The organism is Pseudomonas sp. LABIM340 (assembly GCF_040017195.2).
Classification (GTDB): Bacteria; Pseudomonadota; Gammaproteobacteria; order Pseudomonadales; family Pseudomonadaceae; genus Pseudomonas.
Genome location: NZ_CM200227.1, coordinates 6,240,027 through 6,261,069 on the forward strand (window position 1 = coordinate 6,240,027; position 21,043 = coordinate 6,261,069).

General features: G+C 66.4%; 20 protein-coding genes. 11 read left to right on the forward strand and 9 right to left on the reverse strand.

Going from position 1 to position 21,043, the window contains the following annotated elements:
- Positions 1 to 139: 139 nt before the first annotated feature.
- The 4 genes from ABKS89_RS28715 to ABKS89_RS28730 all read left to right on the forward strand — a co-directional run bounded on the left by ABKS89_RS28715 (position 140) and on the right by ABKS89_RS28730 (position 4,842).
- A complete protein-coding gene (locus tag ABKS89_RS28715) occupies positions 140 to 1,504 on the forward strand; it encodes a CYTH domain-containing protein (RefSeq protein ID WP_348588481.1) in 1,365 nt (454 codons plus the stop codon).
- 55 nt (positions 1,505 to 1,559) lie between these two features.
- Positions 1,560 to 3,344, forward strand: a complete 1,785-nt coding sequence (gene tfpB / locus ABKS89_RS28720) for a type IV pilus assembly ATPase TfpB (protein ID WP_138213770.1) — start codon at positions 1,560 to 1,562, stop codon at positions 3,342 to 3,344.
- Between the two features lie 125 nt (positions 3,345 to 3,469).
- Entirely contained in the window at positions 3,470 to 4,396 is a 927-nt protein-coding gene (locus tag ABKS89_RS28725) for an SPFH domain-containing protein (protein WP_138213769.1), read from the forward strand.
- Entirely contained in the window at positions 4,396 to 4,842 is a 447-nt protein-coding gene (locus ABKS89_RS28730; protein WP_138213768.1) for an NfeD family protein, read from the forward strand. The genes ABKS89_RS28725 and ABKS89_RS28730 overlap by 1 nt, the downstream gene beginning before the upstream one ends.
- A gap of 166 nt (positions 4,843 to 5,008) precedes the next feature.
- Here the strand turns inward: ABKS89_RS28730 and lgt are convergent, their stop codons facing one another.
- Together lgt and ABKS89_RS28740 are read right to left on the reverse strand one after the other, a co-directional pair.
- A complete protein-coding gene (gene lgt, locus ABKS89_RS28735) occupies positions 5,009 to 5,809 on the reverse strand; it encodes a prolipoprotein diacylglyceryl transferase (RefSeq protein WP_138213767.1) in 801 nt (266 codons plus the stop codon).
- A 20-nt stretch (positions 5,810 to 5,829) separates the two neighbouring features.
- Positions 5,830 to 6,612: a sulfite exporter TauE/SafE family protein gene (locus tag ABKS89_RS28740; protein ID WP_348588482.1), complete on the reverse strand. Its 783-nt coding sequence runs from the start codon at positions 6,610 to 6,612 to the stop codon at positions 5,830 to 5,832.
- 114 nt (positions 6,613 to 6,726) lie between these two features.
- Here ABKS89_RS28740 and ABKS89_RS28745 point away from each other — a divergent pair, with 114 nt between their 5' ends.
- Positions 6,727 to 7,473, forward strand: coding sequence for an NRDE family protein (locus ABKS89_RS28745; protein WP_348588483.1), 747 nt, complete (start codon positions 6,727 to 6,729; stop codon positions 7,471 to 7,473).
- On the opposite strand, the gene ABKS89_RS28750 is transcribed toward ABKS89_RS28745, so the two are convergent.
- The 3 genes from ABKS89_RS28750 to ABKS89_RS28760 all read right to left on the reverse strand — a co-directional run bounded on the left by ABKS89_RS28750 (position 7,470) and on the right by ABKS89_RS28760 (position 11,381).
- Positions 7,470 to 8,495, reverse strand: a complete 1,026-nt coding sequence (locus ABKS89_RS28750) for a sensor domain-containing diguanylate cyclase (RefSeq protein ID WP_348588485.1) — start codon at positions 8,493 to 8,495, stop codon at positions 7,470 to 7,472. The two genes, ABKS89_RS28745 and ABKS89_RS28750, sit on opposite strands and share 4 nt — an antisense overlap.
- A gap of 95 nt (positions 8,496 to 8,590) precedes the next feature.
- Positions 8,591 to 10,870 carry a phosphoenolpyruvate--protein phosphotransferase gene (gene ptsP / locus ABKS89_RS28755; protein ID WP_138213763.1) on the reverse strand — a complete coding sequence of 760 codons (2,280 nt, stop codon included), beginning with the start codon at positions 10,868 to 10,870 and terminating at the stop codon, positions 8,591 to 8,593.
- Between the two features lie 31 nt (positions 10,871 to 10,901).
- Positions 10,902 to 11,381 (reverse strand): RNA pyrophosphohydrolase, encoded by a 480-nt coding sequence (locus ABKS89_RS28760; protein ID WP_017520843.1) that lies wholly within the window; start codon positions 11,379 to 11,381, stop codon positions 10,902 to 10,904.
- A 147-nt stretch (positions 11,382 to 11,528) separates the two neighbouring features.
- On the opposite strand from ABKS89_RS28760, the gene ABKS89_RS28765 reads away from it, so the two are divergent.
- A complete protein-coding gene (locus ABKS89_RS28765; RefSeq protein ID WP_151188673.1) occupies positions 11,529 to 12,182 on the forward strand; it encodes a histidinol-phosphatase in 654 nt (217 codons plus the stop codon).
- A 29-nt stretch (positions 12,183 to 12,211) separates the two neighbouring features.
- Positions 12,212 to 12,742, forward strand: coding sequence for a hypothetical protein (locus tag ABKS89_RS28770; RefSeq protein WP_348588487.1), 531 nt, complete (start codon positions 12,212 to 12,214; stop codon positions 12,740 to 12,742).
- A 17-nt stretch (positions 12,743 to 12,759) separates the two neighbouring features.
- Here the strand turns inward: ABKS89_RS28770 and ABKS89_RS28775 are convergent, their stop codons facing one another.
- The 3 genes from ABKS89_RS28775 to ilvA form a co-directional block, all read right to left on the reverse strand.
- Positions 12,760 to 13,227, reverse strand: a complete 468-nt coding sequence (locus ABKS89_RS28775; protein WP_348588488.1) for a DUF2269 family protein — start codon at positions 13,225 to 13,227, stop codon at positions 12,760 to 12,762.
- A 10-nt stretch (positions 13,228 to 13,237) separates the two neighbouring features.
- On the reverse strand, positions 13,238 to 13,705 hold the full coding sequence (locus ABKS89_RS28780) for a DUF2269 domain-containing protein (protein WP_138213760.1): 468 nt from the start codon (positions 13,703 to 13,705) through the stop codon (positions 13,238 to 13,240).
- A 69-nt stretch (positions 13,706 to 13,774) separates the two neighbouring features.
- Entirely contained in the window at positions 13,775 to 15,289 is a 1,515-nt protein-coding gene (gene ilvA, locus ABKS89_RS28785; RefSeq protein ID WP_501730238.1) for a threonine ammonia-lyase, biosynthetic, read from the reverse strand.
- Between the two features lie 201 nt (positions 15,290 to 15,490).
- Between ilvA and rpiA the strand changes: the two genes are divergently transcribed.
- The 3 genes from rpiA (at position 15,491) to ABKS89_RS28800 (ending at position 18,745) form a co-directional block, all read left to right on the forward strand.
- Positions 15,491 to 16,162 carry a ribose-5-phosphate isomerase RpiA gene (gene rpiA / locus ABKS89_RS28790; protein WP_138213758.1) on the forward strand — a complete coding sequence of 224 codons (672 nt, stop codon included), beginning with the start codon at positions 15,491 to 15,493 and terminating at the stop codon, positions 16,160 to 16,162.
- Positions 16,163 to 16,255: 93 nt separating this feature from the next.
- Positions 16,256 to 16,588 (forward strand): YegP family protein, encoded by a 333-nt coding sequence (locus ABKS89_RS28795; RefSeq protein WP_081515266.1) that lies wholly within the window; start codon positions 16,256 to 16,258, stop codon positions 16,586 to 16,588.
- Between the two features lie 213 nt (positions 16,589 to 16,801).
- Positions 16,802 to 18,745, forward strand: a complete 1,944-nt coding sequence (locus ABKS89_RS28800; RefSeq protein WP_348588489.1) for an autotransporter outer membrane beta-barrel domain-containing protein — start codon at positions 16,802 to 16,804, stop codon at positions 18,743 to 18,745.
- A gap of 21 nt (positions 18,746 to 18,766) precedes the next feature.
- Here the strand turns inward: ABKS89_RS28800 and ABKS89_RS28805 are convergent, their stop codons facing one another.
- Positions 18,767 to 19,690, reverse strand: coding sequence for an SdiA-regulated domain-containing protein (locus ABKS89_RS28805; protein WP_348588490.1), 924 nt, complete (start codon positions 19,688 to 19,690; stop codon positions 18,767 to 18,769).
- Between the two features lie 149 nt (positions 19,691 to 19,839).
- Between ABKS89_RS28805 and ABKS89_RS28810 the strand changes: the two genes are divergently transcribed.
- Positions 19,840 to 20,856, forward strand: a complete 1,017-nt coding sequence (locus ABKS89_RS28810; protein ID WP_138213755.1) for an AraC family transcriptional regulator — start codon at positions 19,840 to 19,842, stop codon at positions 20,854 to 20,856.
- Positions 20,857 to 21,043 lie beyond the last annotated feature (187 nt).

Consider the following 21,043-nt stretch of genomic DNA (forward strand, 5'->3'; position numbering starts at 1 on the left):
TAAAACCTCGCGGCGCCCGGCAGGAACGCCGAAGTCCTGTAAACTGCATGACTTTGAAGCCTTTTTCGCGCCCGTCGTTCCGTCCTTCCTGCAACAGGTCGGAAAGTCGGGCGCGGCCGCTCTGAACCGGACCCCCGCCATGCAGAAAGAAACCGAAATCAAATTGCGCGCCAGCCGCGAGACCCTCGAAGCCCTGCGCGATCACCCCGCGCTGAAGAAGCGCAACAAATCCGGCTGGGAGCCCCGCGAACTGTTCAACCAGTACTACGACACCCCGGCCCGCGACCTGGCCCGCGCCCGTGTGGCGCTGCGCATGCGCAAGGATGGCGAGCAGTTCATCCAGACCCTGAAGACCCGCGGCCAGAGCGTGGCCGGCCTGTCCGAACGCAACGAGTGGGACTGGTACCTGGAGAAGAACAAGCTCGACCTGAAGAAACTCGACGACCAGTGCTGGCCGGCCGCCCTCGCCGACCTGGACAAGAAGAGCCTGAAGCCGATCTTCAGCACCGACTTCACCCGCCAGCGCGCCGAGATCGCCTGGGGCCGCGGCAAGGCCAAGGTGGTGATCGAGGCCGCGCTGGACCTGGGCAAGGTCGTCGCCGGCAAGCAGGAAGAGGAAATCTGCGAGCTGGAACTGGAACTGCGCCAGGGCGAGCCCGAGGCGCTGCTGGAACTGGCCATCGAACTGGCCGCGGACCTTGCGCTGATGCCCTGCGACATCAGCAAGGCCGAGCGCGGCTACCGCCTGTTCGACCCGGCCAGCTACAGCATCCAGCCCGATACCCAGAAACTGATGCATGAAACCCCGCTGGACGGCGCCTTCGCCGCGCTGTCCTGGGCCCTGCTGGGCAGTAGCCAGCGTCTGGCCGAGCAATACCGCTTCAACGGCCACTGGAGCCTGCTGGAAAGCTGGCTGCAGCAACTGGTCGACCTACGCGCCCTGCTCGGCAGCCTAGGCCAGGCCGTGCCACGCGCCAGCACTCGCGAGCTGCGCGCCACCCTCGACGCGCTGATCGCCGACTGGCAGCCGCGCATCGAACAGGGTCGCCACGATGACGCCGTGCGCCAGCAGATGCCGGCCGCCTTCCGCGAGGAACTGGCCAACCTGCGCTGGGGTCAGTTCTCCCTGAGTACCTCGCGCTGGCTGCTGGGCAAGGCCTGGACCACCGAGCGCAACGAACGCGCCAACCGCCTGGGCGGCTCCGCCGTCGGCAAGTGGCTGCAGCGCACCCTGGCCGAAGAGGCCCAGGCCATGCCGCTGCAACGCGCCCAGCAACTGCCCGAAGTGCTCGCCGACCAACTGCCGCGCCTGCAGCGCATGCTGGTCTGGCTGCGCCTGGCGCGCGGCGTGCTGGAGCTGCCGGAAACCGACCGCCTGTACGGCGAACTGGCCAAGCTGCAGGAGCTGCTCGTCACTCCCGACGCCGAGGGGCGCCTGGATGCCCTCGCGGCCCAGGCCCATACTGTGCTGACCCTCAAGCCGTGGAAGGCGCTTTTGAAATAAGCTGGCCCGGCAATGCCGCGGGCCTGTGACCCGCCACTGGAAGTAGGGAGTCCGCATGTCCGTCTTTGCCCCATCCGCCCAGGACCGTCCGCTCGACCTGGGCGACATCCTGCGCGAGCTGGTCACCCAGGGCCGCGTCGCCCAGGATGACGCCGAGCAGTGCCTGGCGATCCGCCGCAGCGCCGTGAAGAACCAGCAGCACCCGCTGGAGTTCCTCGCCGCGCAGCAGGTCGCGGACCGCCAGCGACCGGGGCACAAGCTGGACCTGGACAACCTGGTGAGGTGGCTGGCGGACTTTTCCGGGCAGCCCTACCTGCGCATCGACCCGCTGAAGATCGACGTCGCCGCGATCACCCCGCTGATGTCCTACGCCTTCGCCCAGCGCCACCAGATCCTCGCGGTCGCGGTGGCGCCGGACGAAGTCACCATCGCCAGCGCCCAGCCGTTCGTGCATGGCTGGGAGAGCAACCTCACCCACGTGCTCAAGCGTCCGATCAAGCGCGTGGTCGCCAACCCGGTGGATATCCAGCGCTTCACCGTGGAGTTCTACCGCCTCGCCAAGTCGGTGACCGGTGCCACTTCGCAGGACCAGAAGATCAGCGGCATCGGCAACTTCGAACAGCTGCTCAACCTGGGCGCCAGCGACCAGGAACCCGATGCCAACGACGCGCACATCGTCACCATCGTCGACTGGCTGTTCCAGTACGCCTTCCAGCAACGCGCCAGCGATATCCACATCGAGCCGCGCCGCGAGCAGGGCACCGTGCGCTTCCGCATCGACGGCGTGCTGCACAACGTCTACCAGTTTCCGCCACAGGTCAGCATGGCGGTGGTCAGCCGCCTGAAGTCCCTCGGTCGGATGAACGTCGCCGAGAAGCGCAAGCCGCAGGACGGCCGGGTGAAGACCAAGACCCCCGACGGCGCCGAAGTGGAACTGCGCCTGTCGACCCTGCCCACCGCCTTCGGCGAGAAGATGGTGATGCGGATCTTCGACCCCGAGGTGCTGCTCAAGAGCTTCGACCAGCTCGGCTTCTCCCCCGACGACCTGCGTCGCTGGGAGAGCATGACCAGCCAGCCCAACGGCATCATCCTGGTCACCGGGCCGACCGGCTCGGGCAAGACCACCACGCTCTACACCACGCTCAAGCAGCTGGCGACCGACGAGGTGAACCTCTGCACCATCGAGGACCCGATCGAGATGATCGAGCCCTCGTTCAACCAGATGCAGGTACAGCACAACATCGACCTGACTTTCGCCAGCGGCGTGCGCGCCCTGCTGCGTCAGGACCCGGACATCATCATGGTCGGCGAGATCCGCGACCTGGAGACTGCCGAGATGGCGATCCAGGCGGCACTCACCGGCCACCTGGTGCTCTCCACCCTGCACACCAACGACTCGCCCACCGCCATCACCCGCCTGCTGGAACTGGGCGTACCCTACTACCTGATCCGCGCCACCGTGCTCGGCGTCATGGCCCAGCGCCTGGTGCGCACCCTGTGCCCGCACTGCAAGGCGCCGATGGAGCTGCAGGAGGAGGACTGGCAGGAAGTCACCCGCCCGTGGAATGCCCCGCTCCCTACCGGCGCGCACCAGGCAGTGGGCTGCCTGGAGTGCCGCGATACCGGCTACCGCGGGCGCGCCGGCGTGTACGAGATCATGCTGCTGAGCGAATCGCTGAAGGAACTGATCACCGCCGACACCGACCTCATCCCGCTGCGCCGCCAGGCCTTCAAGGAAGGCATGCGCAGCCTGCGGCTGTCCGGCGCGCAGAAGGTGGCCGCCGGTCTGACGACCATCGAGGAAGTCATGCGGGTCACCCCGCAAAGCGAGCAGAAGTAGGCCGTCGGTCAGGCGCCTGAGGAAAACTCCGCGGGCGCCTGCTGGACTTTCCTGCATGCCTGCCTGGCGCGCCGGTTACACTCGATCCACACACCCATTACCCAAGCAGACAAGGAGTCCCTCGCATGGAAATCGGCAGTGTTGCCCTGCTGTTCGTCATCCTCGCCATCGTCATCGTCCTCATGGGGTTCAAGGTCGTGCCCCAGGGCTTCGAATGGACCATCGAGCGCTTCGGCCGCTACACCGTCACCCTGAAGCCGGGCCTGAGCATCATCATTCCGGTGGTGGACCGCGTCGGCCAGAAGATCAACATGATGGAGCGCGTGCTCGACGTGCCGCCGCAGGAGGCGATCAGCGCCGACAACGCTATCGTGCAGATCGACGCCGTGTGCTTCTTCCAGGTGGTCGACGCGGCGCAGGCGGCCTATGAAGTGAGCGGGCTGGAAAACGCCGTGCGCAACCTGGTGATGACCAACATCCGCACCGTGCTCGGTTCCATGGAACTGGACCACATGCTCAGCCAGCGCGACGCGATCAACGAACGTCTGCTGCGCACCGTCGACGAGGCCACCGCCCCCTGGGGCCTGAAGGTCACCCGCATCGAGATCAAGGACATCAGCCCGCCGGCCGACCTGGTGGAAGCCATGGCCAGCCAGATGAAGGCCGAACGCCTCAAGCGCGCGCAGATCCTCGAAGCCGAAGGCCGCCGCGCCGCGGAAATTCTCACCGCCGAGGGCAAGAAGCAGGCGCAGATCCTCGAGGCCGAGGGCCTGCGCCAGTCGGCCTTCCTCGAATCCGAAGCGCGCGAGCGCCAGGCCGAGGCCGAAGCCAAGGCGACCCAGGTGGTCTCCGAGGCCATCGCCAGCGGCAACGTGCAGGCGATCAACTACTTCGTCGCGCAGAAGTACGTCGACGCTCTCGGCCGGCTGGCCAGCTCCAACAACAGCAAGATCGTGCTGATGCCGCTGGAAGCCAGCCAGGTGATCGGCGCAGTCGGCGGCATCGGCGAGATCGTCAAGGCCACCTTCGGCGAAACCAAGGGCCATAGCTGATGGCCGCCTTTCTCCAGAACCTCGGTTTCTGGGACTGGCTGGGCCTGGGCATCGTCCTGCTGATCCTGGAAATCTTCGGTGCCGGCGGCTACCTGCTGTGGATCGGCATCGCCGCCGCTCTGACCGGCGTGCTGTCGTTCCTGCTGCCGGGGCTGGACTGGGTCTGGCAGTGCCTGGCCTTCGGCGTGCTGGCGATCCTCACCGCGCTGTACTGGTGGAACCACCAGCGCCTCAACAAGCGCCAGGCCGTCCCCTCCAGCCTCAACCGTCGCGGCAGCGAATTGGTCGGCCGGCAGTTCGTCCTGCATGACGCCATCGTCGGCGGTCGTGGCAAGATCCGCGTGGGCGACAGCGTCTGGCTGGTCAGCGGACCGGACCTGCCCGTCGGCGCGCAGGTGCGCGTGACCGGACAGGACGGAGTCCTGCTGCTGGTGGAACCCGCCTGACCGGCGCGACAGCGCTTCTGTAGGAGCGCGCCATGCGCGGGATCGCGGGCATGGCCCGCTCCTACAAATGCCACCCATCCCGCATGTGAATGGAACTACCGGCACGGATTACCCGCGACCATGAAAAAGCCCGCCAATCGGCGGGCTTTTTTCATTCAGGCGAAACTCAGCTCGCGGCCGGGTGCGCCGGGGCGCGGCGGTACGCCCAGACCATCAGCGCGATGCCGCCCAGGACCATCGGCACGCACAGTACCTGGCCCATGGTCAGCCAGCCCCACGCCAGGTAGCCCAGCTGGGCATCCGGCACGCGGACGAACTCGACGATGAAGCGGAAGATGCCGTAGCACAGCACGAACAGGCCGGACACCGAGGCGGTCGGGCGCGGCTTGCGGGTGAACAGCCAGAGCACGACGAACAGCGCCACGCCTTCCAGCGCGAACTGGTACAGCTGCGACGGGTGGCGCGGCTCCGGGCCGCCGGTGGGGAAGATCATCGCCCAGGGCACGTCGGTCACCTTGCCCCACAGCTCGCCGTTGATGAAGTTGCCGATACGCCCGGCACCCAGGCCGATCGGCACCAGCGGCGCGATCAGGTCCATCAGCTGGAAGAAGCTCTTGTTGTTGCGCTTGCCGAACCACCAGGTGGCCAGCATCACGCCGATCAGCCCGCCGTGGAACGACATGCCGCCCTTCCACACCTCGAAGATCAGCGTCGGGTTGGCGATGTACTCGTCCAGGTTGTAGAACAGCACGTAGCCCAGGCGACCGCCCAGGACCACGCCGCACGCCACCCAGAAGACCAGGTCGGAGAGTTTCTCCTTGGTCCAGGTCGGGTCGAAATCCTTCAGCTTGCGCGACGCCAGCAGCCAGGCGCCACCGATGCCGATCAGGTACATCAGGCCGTACCAGTGGATTTTCAGCGGCCCGAGCGCTACGGCAACCGGGTCGATCTGTGGATAAGGCAGCATCCGCTTCTCCTAGCAGGAACTCAGATCAGGAAACTCAAGCCCACGCTGAACAGCAGCAGGGCGAACAAACGCTTGAGCACCAGGGGTGGCAGGCGATGGGCCAGCCGTGCCCCGATGCGGGCGAAGAACATGCTGGTGACGGCAATGCCCACCAGCGCCGGCAAATAGACGAAGCCCAGGCTCAGCTCCGGCAGCTTGTCGTTGTGCCAGCCGACGGCGATGAAGGATATCGCGCCGGCAATGGCGATCGGCAGGCCGCACGCCGAGGAAGTCGCAACCGCCTGTTGCATGGAGACGCCACGCCAGGTCAGGAAAGGCACGGTCAGCGAGCCGCCACCGATGCCGAAAATGGCCGAAGCCCAGCCCACCACACCGCCGGCCACGCCCAGGCCAAAGCGCCCCGGCAGGTCCCGCGCGCCCTTGGGCTGCAGGCCCAGCGCCATCTGCAGCGACACCAGGATGGCGAAGGTACCGATGATCTTCTGCAGCACCGGCCCCTGAATCTTCGACGCGGTGATCGCCCCCAGCGCGCTGCCGACCAGGATGCCGACGGTCATCCAGCCGAACACCGGCCAGCGCACCGCGCCACGGCGATGGTGCTCGATGATCGAATTGATCGAGGTGAAGACGATGGTCGCCAGAGAAGTGCCGACCGCCATCTGGGTCAGCACGTCGGGCGAGAAACCGTGGGCACCGAAGCTGAACACCAGGGCCGGGACGATGATCAACCCGCCGCCGACGCCGAACAGACCGGCGAGCACGCCAGCGCAGGCGCCAAGCACCAGGTAGAGCACGAACTCCATGGGCAACCTCGGGCAACAAAGCGGGCATGGTAGCCGAAGGCTCCCGGGCGCTCCAGCCACTCCGGGACATCGGCGGATGTTGATAGACTGCCGGAACACCACGGAGTTCGACCCATGTGCCTGATCGTCTTCGCCTGGCGTCCCGGCCACGCCACGCCCCTGATCGTCGCGGCCAACCGCGATGAGTTCTACGCCCGCCCCACCCTGCCGCTGGCAGCCTGGGAGGAATACCCCGGCGTCTATGCCGGCCGCGACCTGGAGGCCGGCGGTACCTGGCTGGGCGTGGCGCCGGACGGCCGCTTCGCCGCCCTGACCAACGTGCGCGACCCCGGCCAGCCGCTGGGCCCGCGCTCCCGCGGCGAACTGGTGGCGGCCTTCCTGCAGGGCCGGCAGGCGCCGCTGGAGTACCTGCAGCAAGTCGCCCGCCGCGCCACGGATTACAGCGGCTTCAACCTGCTGGTGGGCGACAGTGCGCAGCTCTGCTACTTCAACCCCCGCGTCGGCCCGCCGGTGGCGGTGGCGCCGGGTGTACACGGGCTCTCCAACGCCGCGCTGAACACGCCCTGGCCCAAGCTGCTGAATGCCCGCAACGGGCTGGAGGCCGCGCTGCAGAGGCCAGACACCGGCTCACTGGTGGCGCTGCTGGCCGACAACCGCCAGCCCAGCGAAGCCGAGCTGCCGGATACCGGCGTCGGCCTGGCCACGGAGCGACTGCTCTCCAGCGTATTCATCGCCAGCCCGACCTACGGCACCCGCGCCAGCACCGCACTGATCGTCCACGGGGACGGCCGCCGCGAGCTGCTGGAGCACAGCTTCGGCCCCAGCGGAGCTCGTCTGGGCGAAGTGGCCCTGGCTCTCTAGCAGCTGACGATGCAGTCGCGCTGGGCCTTGGCGCGGTAGAGCCCTTCGTCCAGGCGACGCAGCATCACCGACAGGTCCTCGCCGGGCTGCATCGCCGTCACCGAGAAGCTGGCGGTGAGCTGGGTCGGCAGCGAGATATCGGCCCGGCGCAGGCTCAGGCGCAGCCGCTCGGCCAGTTCGCGCGCCGCTTCGCAGGTGGTTTCCGGCAGCAGCACGATGAACTCCTCGCCGCCCCAGCGGGCGAAGCAGTCCTCCTCGCGCAGCCGCCGCCGCACAACTTCGGCCACCGCCACCAGCACGCGGTCGCCGGCCGGGTGGCCGAGGCTGTCGTTGATGCGCTTGAAGTGATCGAGGTCGAACATCATCAGCGAGCAGCCATGGCCATGGCGCTGCAGACGCTGCCATTCGGCGTGCATCTGCTGCTCGAAACGCCGGCGATTGGCGATCTGCGTCAGCGGGTCGATCTCGGAAAGGCGCACGGCAACGGCGGCCTGTTCGGCCAGCGCCTGGTTGGCCTGGCGCAGGGCTTCGGTGCGCTGCAGCACCAGGTATTCCAGGCTCAGGTTGAGCTGGTGCAGCTCGTGGTTCTTCTCCTGCAACTCCAGCTCCGCGAGCTTGCGCTCGTGGATGTTGCGGTGCGCGCCGATCATCCGCGTTGGCTTGCCCTCCTCGTCGAACTCGAAGAAGCGCCCGTGATCGCTGACCCACAGGTAGTTGCCATCCAGGCAGCGGCAGCGGTACTCCTCGCGGTAGACACCGCTGCGCCCCTGCACATAGGCATCGAAGGCGAACATCACGCGGGAGAAGTCCTCGGGATGGATGATCTCGTGCCAGGTGGCGACGTTTTCCGGAAGACTGTCGGGGTCATGGCCGAGCATGGCGTACCAGCCCGGACTGCGGGTGACGTGGTTGGTGCGGATGTCCCAATCCCAGATGCCATCGCTAACGATGCTCAGGGCATAGCGCAGGGTGCGGGCGCTGGCGCCGGTGTCCGTGCAAGGCGGCTGGTCGAGCTCTTCCATAAGCTGCGTCCTGGCCGGAGATCCGGCCCTGTTACTTCATCTGCCCTGCGGTCATGCACGGTTCCGCAGGGGTCTTTCGCAAGCAGGTGCCGCAGTCAGGCCTGGATGGTCGCGGCCGGGTTGATCACACGGCCCAGCCCCAGGTTACGCAGGGCCAGGTGCAGCGAGCTGTGGATAACCTGCGGGTTGTCGAAGGTCATCAGCTGGCTGAGCAGTTCTTGGGCCCTGGACAGGGTCATCTGGCGCAGCAGCCATTTAACCTTAGGCAAGTTCGTGGCGTTCATCGACAGGGAATCGAAGCCCATGGCCATCAGCAGCACGGCGGCCGCCGGATCACCGGCCATTTCGCCGCAGATGCTCACCGGCTTGCCTTCGGCGTGGGAGTCATCGACCACCTTCTTCAGCGCCTGCAGCACGGCCGGGTGCAGGTAGTCGTAGAGGTCGGCGACGCGCGGGTTGTTGCGGTCCACCGCCAGCAGGTACTGGGTCAGGTCGTTGGAGCCGACCGAGAGGAAGTCCACCTGGCGCGCCAGTTCGCGGGTCTGGTACACGGCCGCAGGGATCTCCACCATCATGCCGATCGGCGGCATGGGGATGTCGACGCCTTCGTCGCGCACTTCGCCCCAGGCGCGGTGGATCAGGTGCAGCGCCTCTTCCAGCTCGTGGGTGCCGGAGATCATCGGCAGCAGGATGCGCAGGTTGTCCAGGCCTTCACTGGCCTTGAGCATGGCGCGGGTCTGCACCAGGAAGATTTCCGGGTGGTCGAGGGTGACGCGGATGCCGCGCCAGCCGAGGAAGGGGTTGTCTTCCTTGATCGGGAAGTAGGACAGCGCCTTGTCGCCGCCAATGTCCAGGGTGCGCATGGTCACCGGCAGCGGGTGGAAGGCGGAGAGCTGCTCGCGGTAGATGGCGAGCTGTTCCTTCTCGCTGGGGAAGCGGTCGTTGATCATGAACGGCACTTCGGTGCGGTACAGGCCAACACCTTCGGCACCGCGCTCCTGGGCGCGTGCCACATCGGCCAGCAGGCCAGTGTTGACCCACAGCGGCATGCGATGGCCGTCCAGCGTTTCACAGGGCAGTTCGCGCAGCGCGGCCAGGCCCTTGCTCAGTTCCTTCTCTTCGGCGACCACTTCGCCGTACTGCTTGACCAGCTGTGGCGACGGGTTGGTGTAGATCTCGCCGTGGTAGCCGTCGACGATCAGGTCGATGCCGTCGACCTTGGAATACGGCAGGTCGACCGCGCCCATGACGGTCGGGATGCCCATGGCGCGGGCGAGGATGGCGACGTGGGAGTTGCCCGAGCCGAGTACCGAGATCAGGCCCACCAGCTTGCCTTCGGGCACTTCGCCGAGCATGGCCGGCGACAGCTCCTCGCTGACGATGATGGTCTGGTCGGGGTAGGTCAGCGACTGCTTACGCTCTTCCTGGAGATACGCCAGGATGCGCCGGCCGATGTCCTTCACGTCCGATGCACGCTCGCGCAGGTAGGCGTCGTCCATCAGCTCGAAGCGCTGCACATGCTCCATGACCACCTGGCGCAGGGCACCCTGGGCCCACTGGCCGGTGCGGATGATGCGTTTGACTTCCAGCCCGATGGAGGCGTCGTCGAGCATCATCAGGTAGACGTCGAACAGCGCGCGCTCTTCCTTGCGCAGCTGGGTAGCCAGCTTGCTGGAGAGGTTGCGCATGTCTTCACGGACCGATTCCAGCGCCTGCTTGAAGCGCTCGACCTCCGCCTCGACGTCGTCGATGGGTTTGTCCGGGACGACTTCGAGATCAGCCGGTGGCAGCACCACCACGGCCTTGCCCACGGCCACGCCGGGGGCGCCGGGGACGCCGACGAACTTGGCTTCGCTGATGCCTTTGCCCATCTTGCCCAGGCCGCGGATCGAGCCGGTGGCCTCGGCGTGGGCGATAACGCCGGCGAGCTGCGCGCTCATGGTAACGAGGAAGGCTTCCTCGCCTTCGTCGAACTGGCGCTTTTCCTTCTGCTGCACGACCAGAACACCCATCACCCGACGGTGGTGGATGATCGGCGCGCCGAGGAAGGAGGCATAGCGTTCCTCGCCGGTCTCGGCGAAGTAACGGTAACGGGGGTGTTCGGAGGCGTTCTCGAGGTTCAGCGGCTCTTCGCGGGTGCCGACCAGGCCGACCAGGCCCTCGTTGGGCGCCATGCTGACCTTGCCGATGGAGCGCTTGTTCAGGCCCTCGGTGGCCATCAGCACGAAGCGGTTGCTCTCCGGGTCGAGCAGGTAGACCGAGCACACCTGGCTGCCCATGGCCTCCTTGACCCGCAGCACGATGATGCCCAGCGCCGCCTTGAGGTCCTTGGCGGAGTTCACTTCCTGGACGATCTTACGCAGCGTGTTGAGCATGGCGTGGGGGTCTAACTCCTTGAACTTCGTGCTAGTCGCGCGCCAGCAGGCGCGGTGCCAATTCCTTCAGAGCCCGGCGGTAGACCTCGCGCTTGAAGGTCACGACCTGGCCCAGCGGGTACCAGTAGCTCACCCATTTCCAGCCGTCGAATTCGGGCTTGCCGGTGACATCCATGCGCACCCGGCTTTCCTCGCCGGTCAGGCGCAGAAGGAACCACTTCTGTTTCTGCCCGATGCACAGCGGCTGGCTGTTGGTACGCACCAGACGTTGCGGCAGGCGGTAACGCAGCCAGCCCCGGGTACAGGCGAGGATCTTGACGTCCTGCTCTTCCAGGCCGACTTCTTCGTTCAGTTCGCGGTACAGCGCTTCCTCAGGGGTTTCTCGGGCGTTGATGCCGCCCTGGGGAAATTGCCAGGCTTCCTGGTTGATGCGCCGTGCCCACAGTACCTGTCCGACATCGTTGCAAAGGATGATGCCGACATTGGGGCGAAAACCATCGGGATCGATCACGGCGGTACATCCTCGAAATCGCGTGTGCCCGCATTGTTCCACAAAGCTTGTGACAGCGGCAACGCGGGCTGCGGCGTCCTGTGCCGGGTGGGCAAAAGCCGTTACTCTAGGCGACTTTTCCGTATTGGCAACTGGCGGTAATCCATCGTGCGACTGGCTCTCTTCGATCTCGACAACACCCTTCTGGCCGGCGACAGCGACCACAGCTGGGGCGAATGGCTGTGCCAGCGCGGGCTGGTGGACGCCGGCGAGTACCAGGCGCGCAACGATGCCTTCTATGCCGACTACATGGCCGGCACCCTCGATGTGTTCGCCTACCAGGCCTTCACCCAGGCGATCCTGGGCCGCAACAGCCTGGACCAGCTGGACACCTGGCACCGCCAGTTCATGCAGGAGGTGATCGAGCCCATCGTCCTGGCCAAGGGCGAGGCCCTGTTGGCCGAGCACCGTGCCGCGGGCGACAAGCTGGTGATCATCACCGCCACCAACCGTTTCGTCACCGGTCCGATCGCCGCGCGCCTGGGCGTGGAGACGCTGATCGCCACCGAGTGCGAGATGCTCGATGGCCTCTACACCGGCCGCACCTTCGACGTGCCCTGCTTCCAGGGCGGCAAGGTGACCCGCCTCAACCGCTGGCTCGAAGAGACCGGCCTGAAGCTGGACGACGCCTACTTCTACAGCGACTCGCGCAACGACCTGCCGCTGCTGGAACTGGTGGCCAACCCGGTGGCCGTCGACCCCGACGACACCTTGCGCGCCACCGCCACCGAGCGCGGCTGGCCGGTGATCAGCCTGCGCTGATTCGCAGCTGCCAAACCGGAGTTTCAAGGATGACATGCAGACTGCTGCCTCTATTTACCCTGCTGGCACTGACAGCCTGCAGCACAGGCCCATACCTGCAACCCGAGTCGCAATCGGGTCAACCTCGCGGAATTGACAGAACTTGTCCCGGCGCCAAGCAGGCACTGCAGTACTTCAATGCCAAGCGCTCAGAGAGCCTGCTCATCTACGTTGCCTTGCCCACCGCCAGCAGGGACAGCACCGAGCTTAGGCTGCTCGTATGGAGCTACGGTGCGAGTGACGCCGAGCCTGCAATGATCAGCGCCGATTCCGCAGATGTCGAACTGGAACTCCCCTCAGGAGAACGCCGGACAATTCGCGTTCCCCTGCTGGAGAATGGTTTCCCGAGCAACGACCCACGAATCAGTAGTCGATCCAGTGGGGCAAAGCTCTACGACGGCGCCTTGGAAGACTTCATCCTGACCCTGCCAGTCATTCGAGTGAACGGCGAAGCGCTCGATATCCAGCCCGTTCGCTTCCACAAGACGGAATCCCGCTACGCCCCCGTCTTCAACTGCTGACGGCCGAGCGCTTGAACCTACAGCGTCTTGTTGACCATCAGGTAGAAGATCGCCAGAAAGGCCAGGAACGCTGGCCAGCCCAGGGCGAACCACCAGCGCATATAGAGGAAGGCCCTGGGCGGCAGCGCTGCACCATCGCGGTGCGCCGCCTCGGCCATGTCGCGCACGCGGATCTGCAGCCACACCACTGGCAGCCAACAGATGCCCGCGAACACGTAGAGCACCAGGCTCCACAACAGCCAGCCCGAATCCAGCGGCCAGCCGGCCATGTGCGCCATGGCGATGCCGCTCAGCGGCTGGAATACCGCCGTGGTGGCGATGAACAGCCAGTCGGCGGTCACCAGATGGCGGAAGGTGATGCGGATGGCTTCCAGGTTGCCGCTGCGCCAGGCGCGCCAGCTGTAGTAGGCCGAGCCCAGCCCGGTGCCGAACAGCAGCGTGGAAGACAGGATGTGCAGGGTCTTGAGCAGCAGGTAGAGGTTCACGCGGCGGGCATCACACCGGCTTGCTGATCATCAGCACCAGGATCGCGATCACACAAAGCAGCGCCAGCACGAAGAACGCCAGACCGAACTTCCACTGCCGCGCCGCGCCCGCGGCAATCGGCTCGCCACTGCTCTGCGCGACCAGCGCCAGGTCGCGGATGCGCCACAGGCGGGTGGTGAACAGCAGCCAGAAGATAGTCGCGACGATCAGCAGGCACGCGCTGCCCAGCAGCCAGGTCTGCCCCAGCGGCCAGCCGACGGTCTGCACCATGCGGTAGCCGGTGACCGGCAGGCTGGCGACGCTACCGGCCACCAGTACCCAGCCGATCAGGCCGATGCGCTGCAGCGCCTTGGCTATCACCCCGGCGTCGCCGCCACGCCAGCTGCGCCAGCCGTACCAGGCCAGGCCGATGATGGCCAGGAACGGCAACACCGCGGCGATGCCGTGGAGGATGCGGAAGGTCTGCAGGCTTTCCATTTCAATTCCCTGTGAAGAAGGCGGCGTTCCGACAAGCCTAGCAGCAGTCGCGCCGCCCCTGCCCGATCCTCAGCCGAGGAACAGGCGGTACGCCGGGTTGTCCGTCTCGTCCCAGTAGGGGTAGCCGATCTCTTCCAGCGCGGCCGCCACCAGGTGACGCTCATCTTCCGGCACCTGCAGGCCCGCCACTACGCGACCGTCGGCGGCGCCGTGGTTGCGGTAGTGGAACAGGGTGATGTTCCAGCGCCCGCCCAGGCGGTTGAGGAAGTTGAACAGCGCGCCGGGCCGCTCGGGGAACTCGAAGCGGAACACCTGCTCGCCAGAGACCCGCGGCGAATGGCCGCCGACCATATGGCGGATGTGCAGCTTGGCCAGTTCGTTGTCGGTCAGGTCGAGCACCGGGAAGCCCTGCTCCTGCAGCTGCTGCACCAGTGCCGCGCGCGGGTCGTTCTCCGGGTGCGTCTGCACGCCGACGAAGATGTGCGCTTCGCTGTCGGTGTTGTAGCGGTAGTTGAACTCAGTGATCTGGCGCTTGCCGATGGCCTCGCAGAAGGCCTTGAAGCTGCCCGGACGCTCGGGGATGGTCACCGCGATGATCGCTTCGCGCTTCTCGCCCAGCTCCGCACGCTCGGCCACGTGGCGCAGGCGGTCGAAGTTGATGTTGGCGCCCGAGTCGATGGCGACCAGGGTCTCGCCCTTCACGCCTTCGCGCTCGACGTACTTCTTGATCCCGGCCACCGCCAGAGCGCCGGCCGGCTCGGTGATCGAGCGGGTGTCGTCGTAGATGTCCTTGATCGCCGCACAGATTTCGTCGGTGCTGACGGTGATCACTTCGTCGACGTAGTCCTTGCACAGCTCGAAGTTGTGCTTGCCGATCTGCGCCACGGCCACGCCGTCGGCGAACAGCCCGACCTGACCGAGCACCACGCGCTCGCCGGCGGCCATGGCGGCCTGCAGGCAGTTGGAGTCGTCCGGCTCGACGCCGATAACCTTGATCTCCGGACGCAGGTACTTCACGTACGCAGCAATGCCGGCGATCAGGCCGCCGCCGCCGACGGGCACGAAGATCGCGTCGATGCGGCCGGGGTTCTGGCGGAGGATTTCCATGGCCACGGTGCCCTGGCCGGCGATCACGTCCGGATCGTCGTAGGGATGGATGTAGACGTAGCCCTTTTCTTCCACCAGCTTCAGCGAGTGCGCCAGCGCATCGGGGAAGGCGTCACCGTGCAGCACGGCCTTGCCGCCACGGGCGCGTACGCCCTGGACCTTCAGCTCCGGCGTGGTGCGCGGCATCACGATGGTGGCCTTGATGCCCAGCTCGCGGGCGGCCAGCGCCACGCCCTGGGCATGGTTGCCGGCGGAGGCGGTGACGACGCCGCGGGCGAGTTCTTCCGGGCTCAGCTGCGCCAGCTTGTTGTAGGCGCCGCGAATCTTGAAGGAGAACACCGGCTGCAGGTCTTCGCGTTTCAGCAGAATCTGGTTGCCCAGGCGCTCGGAGAGCTGGCGGGCGGGCTGCAGGGGCGTTTCCACGGCAACGTCGTAGACACGCGAGGTGAGGATCTTCTTGACGTATTGTTCGAGCATCGGAGGGGCTATATCGGCGGCTTTTCGAGGAACCGCGAGTCTACTCCAGCCGGCGCGGCGCGGGCCACCGAACAATCCGCGCGTAGATGACCATAACAGTTGCCCGGCGGCGCAACACCGGCGCGCCGTCGACCGCTATAATCCGCCCTTTCGACTATCCCCCGGCGCCGTTGCGCCCATCCAGGTAAGAAGACCCCCGCCATGAACCAGGATCAGCTCAAGCAGGCTGTGGCCCAGGCCGCCGTCGACCACATCCTTCCGCACCTCGACAGCAAGAGCATCGTCGGCGTGGGCACCGGCTCCACCGCCAACTTCTTCATCGACCTGCTGGCCAAGCACAAGGCCGAGTTCGACGGCGCCGTGGCCAGCTCCGAAGCCACCGCCCAGCGCCTGAAGGGCCACGGCATTCCGGTCTACGACCTGAACACCGTCAGCGAGCTGGAGTTCTACGTGGACGGCGCCGATGAAACCAACGAGCGCCTGGAACTGATCAAGGGCGGCGGCGCCGCGCTGACCCGCGAGAAGATCGTCGCCGCGGTGGCCAAGGAATTCATCTGCATCGCCGACGCCAGCAAGCTGGTGCCGATGCTCGGCGGCTTCCCGCTGCCGGTGGAAGTCATTCCCATGGCCCGCAGCCACGTGGCGCGCCAGCTGGTGAAACTGGGCGGCGACCCGGTGTACCGCGAGGGCGTGCTGACCGACAACGGCAACATCATCCTCGACGTGCACAACCTGCGCATCGACAGCCCGGTACAGCTGGAAGAGGCCATCAACAACATCGTCGGCGTGGTCACCAACGGCCTGTTCGCTGCACGCCCGGCCGACCTGCTGCTGCTGGGCACCGCCGAAGGTGTGAAGACCCTCAAGGTCTGACGCCTCAAGGCGCCATCCGCCGGATGGCGCCTTCCAGAGCGCCTGCTGCCGTCTACGCTGGGATGACCCAACCCTCCCGGAAGGAGATGCAGCATGGCCGCCAAGTACCATCTGAAGAAGGCCAGTGATGGCCAGTTCCACTTCAACCTGCACGCCAGCAACGGCGAGATCGTCCTGACCAGCGAGCTGTACAAGGCCAAGACCTCGGCCATCGACGGCATCGAGTCGGTGCGCAAGAACTCCCAGCGCGAAGGCGCCTTCGAGGTCAAGGTCGCCACCAACGGCAAGCACTACTTCGTGCTCAAGGCCACCAACGGCCAGGTCGTCGGGCAGAGCCAGATGTACGCCAGCAAGGCCACCGCCGATGCCGGCGTGGCGGCGGTCAAGCGTTACGCGCCGGAAGCTCCGATCAGCGACGACACCTGACAGCGCACCATTTCGGTGAGCGCTCCCTCACGCTCGCTCAGCACGGCCGGCCTTGCCGCCGGCCGTGTATCACCATTGTTACAGTGTCGCGACACCCTCGGTCACTGACGCGTCAAATTCCGCCCATCTCCGGCGAACCGGTCCACATCCTGCTTTCCTCCGGCGCACGCATCAAAGACCGATGCGATCCCAATCGACACAGAGGAAAGTGCCGTGTTCAGACCCTTAGCCGTTGCGGTCAGCCTGGGCTGTGCTGCGCTGGCAACCGACGCCAACGCCTACGAATACGGGGAGTATGCCGGGGACACCCTCGACACCCTGATCAACGATTACCCCGGCCGCTACCGCGGCACTGCCAGCTTCGCCGGCGCCACCGCGCTGATGCAGTCGCGCCTGGGCTTCGGCTACCAGACGCAGGTCCAGGACTTCACCTGGGCGGGCAACCGCAGCTCGCAGAACGTCATCGCCAGCGCGCCGGGCAGCAGCGGCCAGTACGTGGTACTGGGCGCCCACTACGACACCTATTACGGCCGTCCGACCCTGCAGGGCCTGGATGACAACGGCTCCGGCGCCGCCGTGCTGACCGAGATCGCCCGCAACCTGGGCGGCGTCGCCCTGGAGAACGGCCTGGAAGTGGTCGGCTTCGGCGCCGAGGAGGAAGGCCTGCGCGGTTCGCGCGCCTATGTCGCCTCACTCAGCGACGAGCAGCGCAGCAACCTGCTGGGCATGATCAACCTCGACAGCCTGATCACCGGCGACAAGATGTACGCCCACGCTGGCCTCAACAGCGTCGACAACCCCGCACTGGGCGCCTACCGCGACCAGCTCCTGCGCATCGCCCAGGAACTGAAGATCCCACTGTTCACCAACCCCGGCCTGAACGAGGAATACCCCGCCGGCACCGGTTGCTGCAGTGACGGCGAAAGCTTCGAGGGCCTGAACGTCCCGGTGCTGTTCATCGAGGCCACCAACTGGGAGCTGGGCGATCTCGACGGCTACGAACAGACCGACAACCCCGCCATCCCCGGCGGCGCCACCTGGCACAACCCGGCGCTGGACAACGAGCAGGTGCTCACCGGCGCTTTCGGTCAGGAACGCATCGACCAGCGCCTGCGCGACTTCTCGCGCCTGCTCACGCGCCTGGTGCTGGAGCTGACCAACGCCGACCTGCTTGCCTCCACTGCCTCCGGCGGCGCCATGGCACGGCAGATGGAAGACCAGCTGCAACGCCAGCACCTGGCCCTGACCCGCCTGCACGACCGCCGCTGGCTGACGCTGCTGGGTAGCTCGCGCCCGGTCGGCAGCTTCGACGGCGCCGTCGGCGTGGAAGGTGAAACCACCCCCGAAAGCGGCTTCGACATGCCCGGCGACCCCCGCTCGCACCGCGCCGGCGTGAACCTGCTGGGCGACTACCGCGCCAGCGAGGCGGTGACCGTCGGCGGCAGCCTGAGCTTCCAGCGCAGCCGCGACAACCTCGACCACAGCGCCCGCCTGGAAGCGGAAACCTGGCAACTGGGGCTCTACGGCCTGCTCAACGACGGCGGCCCAGCCTGGCTGGGCGGCGAGCTGAGCGCCGGCTATGCCGACTTCGACAGCAAGCGATCGGTGTACCTGAAGGCGAACAACGGCCCGGTGCTGCTCGACCAGCGCATCGACGGCGACACCAACGCCTGGTTCTGGGGTGCGCGGGTCGACGGCGGCTACGACTTCGACATCGCCGGCATCAAGACCGGGCCGCAGGGCGGGCTGGACTTCGTGCACTACCGCATCGACGACTTCAATGAGGACGACGACCTGCGTACTGCGCTGGGCTACGAGAAGCAGGACTACGACTCGGTGGAAGCCAGCCTCGGCTGGGGCCTGCGCGGCGAGCTGCCGCTGGGCGGTCGTATGGCCGTGCAGCCATACGCCAGCGTGCGCTGGGTGAAGGAACTGGCCGACGGCCGCCTTGACGACATCGCGCTGACCGCCCTGGGCGATGGCCGCACCCGCGTCGCCGACCTGGGCGACGTGGACAAGGACTTCGGCCGCGCCCAGGCCGGCGCCCTGCTGGCAGTCACCGAGCAGTTGGGCGTGTTCGCCGAGGCCAACTCGCGCTTCGCCCACAGCGAAGGCAGCCAGGCGTCCTATTCCCTCGGCGTGCAGTGGCAGTTCTGATCGACAGAGAGCGAGGCGCCGTCAGTGCGCCTCGCGCTTCTTGAACACGTAGAAGAGATTGGGCTCGCTGACCAGGTACAGCGTGCCCTGGTCGTCCATGGCGATGCCCTCGGCCTGCGGCACGCTGCGCCGCAAACCCTGCATGCCGCGCAGCAGCGACAGCGAGCTGATCGGCTCGCCATTGGCGCTCAGCTCCAGCACCAGCCGGGACTCGTCGGACAGCGCCAGCAGGTGCCCGCTGCGCTCGTCGTACTGCAGGCTGGAAAGATCGCGGACGAACAGGTTGCGGTTGTGCTCGAGATCCTCCACCACATGCACCGCGATGGGTTGCTCCGACTGCTCGTAGGGGAAGCCGCGCACCTCGTAGATGTGCACCGGGTTGCGCTCCTTGGCGACGAACAGGCGCTTGCCCTGCGAGTCGTAGGCCAGCCCCTCGAAGCCGCTGTTGCCGCCGCGCCCCAGGGCCAGGGCGAGCTGCTGGGCGTCTTCGGCGTGCAGCTCCTTGGTGTCGTCGCGCAGCTCCACTCGCAGCAGGCGCTGGTGGGTCTCGTCGGTGATCACATAGACGTTGCGGCTGATGTACTCGATGGCTTCGGTATCGCCGAAGCCGTGCAAAGCGATCCTGCGCAGCACCTTGCCTTCCAGTGACAGCTCGACCAGCTCGTTCTGCTTGTTGGTGACGGTGAACAGGGTCTGCCGGTCCGGGTCATAGGTCAGCGCCGAGACATTGTCCTTCAGTCCCTCGATCGGCTGCGCCTCCAGCACCACGCGGTAGTCGGGCAGCCAGAGCGACTGCTCCTGCCACTGCGCGGCATGGCGCCACTCGTTGAACTTGAACCAGACGCGCTCGTAGACCCGGAAACTCTGGCCCAGTGCGAGCAACGCGGCCAGGGCGAGCAGCGCCAGCAGCAGGAACAGGCGGCGGGGTTTGAGCAGACGGCGCATGGGGGACTCGGGATGGGGATGGCGTGGCAGAGTGACAGCAGCGCCTGAAGCCAAACTTAAAGGCCATCATCCGCTGCGGGCAGGCTAGAGTCAGGTTAGCGCAAGACTGTCCTGTGTTGCTGTTGCAAGCGACTACAAGAGGCGTATCGATGGCTCAGCACCTGCTTCCCGAACAACGCCAGCAGGCGACCCTGCACACCGTGGTGCTGGCCACCGAGGTGCTGCACCACGCTGGCGTACCGCGCCCGAAGCTGCTGGAGGGCAGCGGCATCGGCGAGGCGGACCTGCTGACGCCGGAGAAGCTGATCACCCACGCGCAGGAGCTGCGGGTCTTCGCCAACGCGCTGAACTGCCACCACGATCCGGCACTGGGTCTCTATCTCGGTCTGCGCATGCATGTTTCCGCCTACGGCATCCTCGGCTACAGCATGCTCGCCAGCCGCACCCTGCGCGACGCGCTGCAACTGGCGCTGTCGTTTCCCGAGCTGCTCGGCACCTACTTCCGCCTGGCACTGACGCCGCAGGGCGACGAAGTCCACCTGACCGCTGACGGCTACCGCTACGCGCCGGAGTTGACGGTGTTCAACACCGAGCTGTGCCTGACCTCGCTGCTGACGGTGATCCGCGACCTGCTCGGCGAGTCGGTGCGCCCCCGGCGACTACTGCTGGCCTACCGGCCGCCGCTGCACGCGGAGACCTACACCGAGCGCCTGGGTTGCCCGGTGGATTTCGGCGCGCCCACCAGTGCGCTGTGTTTCAGCCCGGCACTGCTGGACCGGCCGTTGCCGCTGGCCGACCCGGTCAGCTGCCACAACGGCGTGCAGCAGTGCCTGCGCATGAGCGGGATGCTCAGCGCCCGTGGCGACGTGCTCGACCAGTTGCGCCAGCACCTGGCCAGCCACCTGCAGGACACCGCCAGCCTGGACACCGTGGCGCGGCATCTGCACCGTTCCACCCGCACCCTGCGGCGCCACCTGCAGCAGCAGAACACCAGTTATCAACAGGTGCTCGACGAAGTGCGCTTCGATCGCGCGCGGCAGTTGCTCAAGGACACCGACCTGCCGATCTACCTGATCGCCGAGCAGCTGGGCTACAGCGAGACGGCCAGCTTCCGGCATGCCTTCCAGCGCTGGAGCGGGGCGAGTCCGAGCCTTTATCGGGGCTGATCCGGAACGCCATCCTACTCACCGCCAGAATCGACTTTTCCGCGTAGGACCAAGCCCCTAAAAAATCTTCAGAACAGCAATCCGCTGACGCCCGAAATCCAGCATTGCAGAGCGCATTTTCAACTTGGCCTGATTTATCCCTTATTGGCCTGATCTATCGTTCTGCGTATCCCGGCGCTTGGTCATT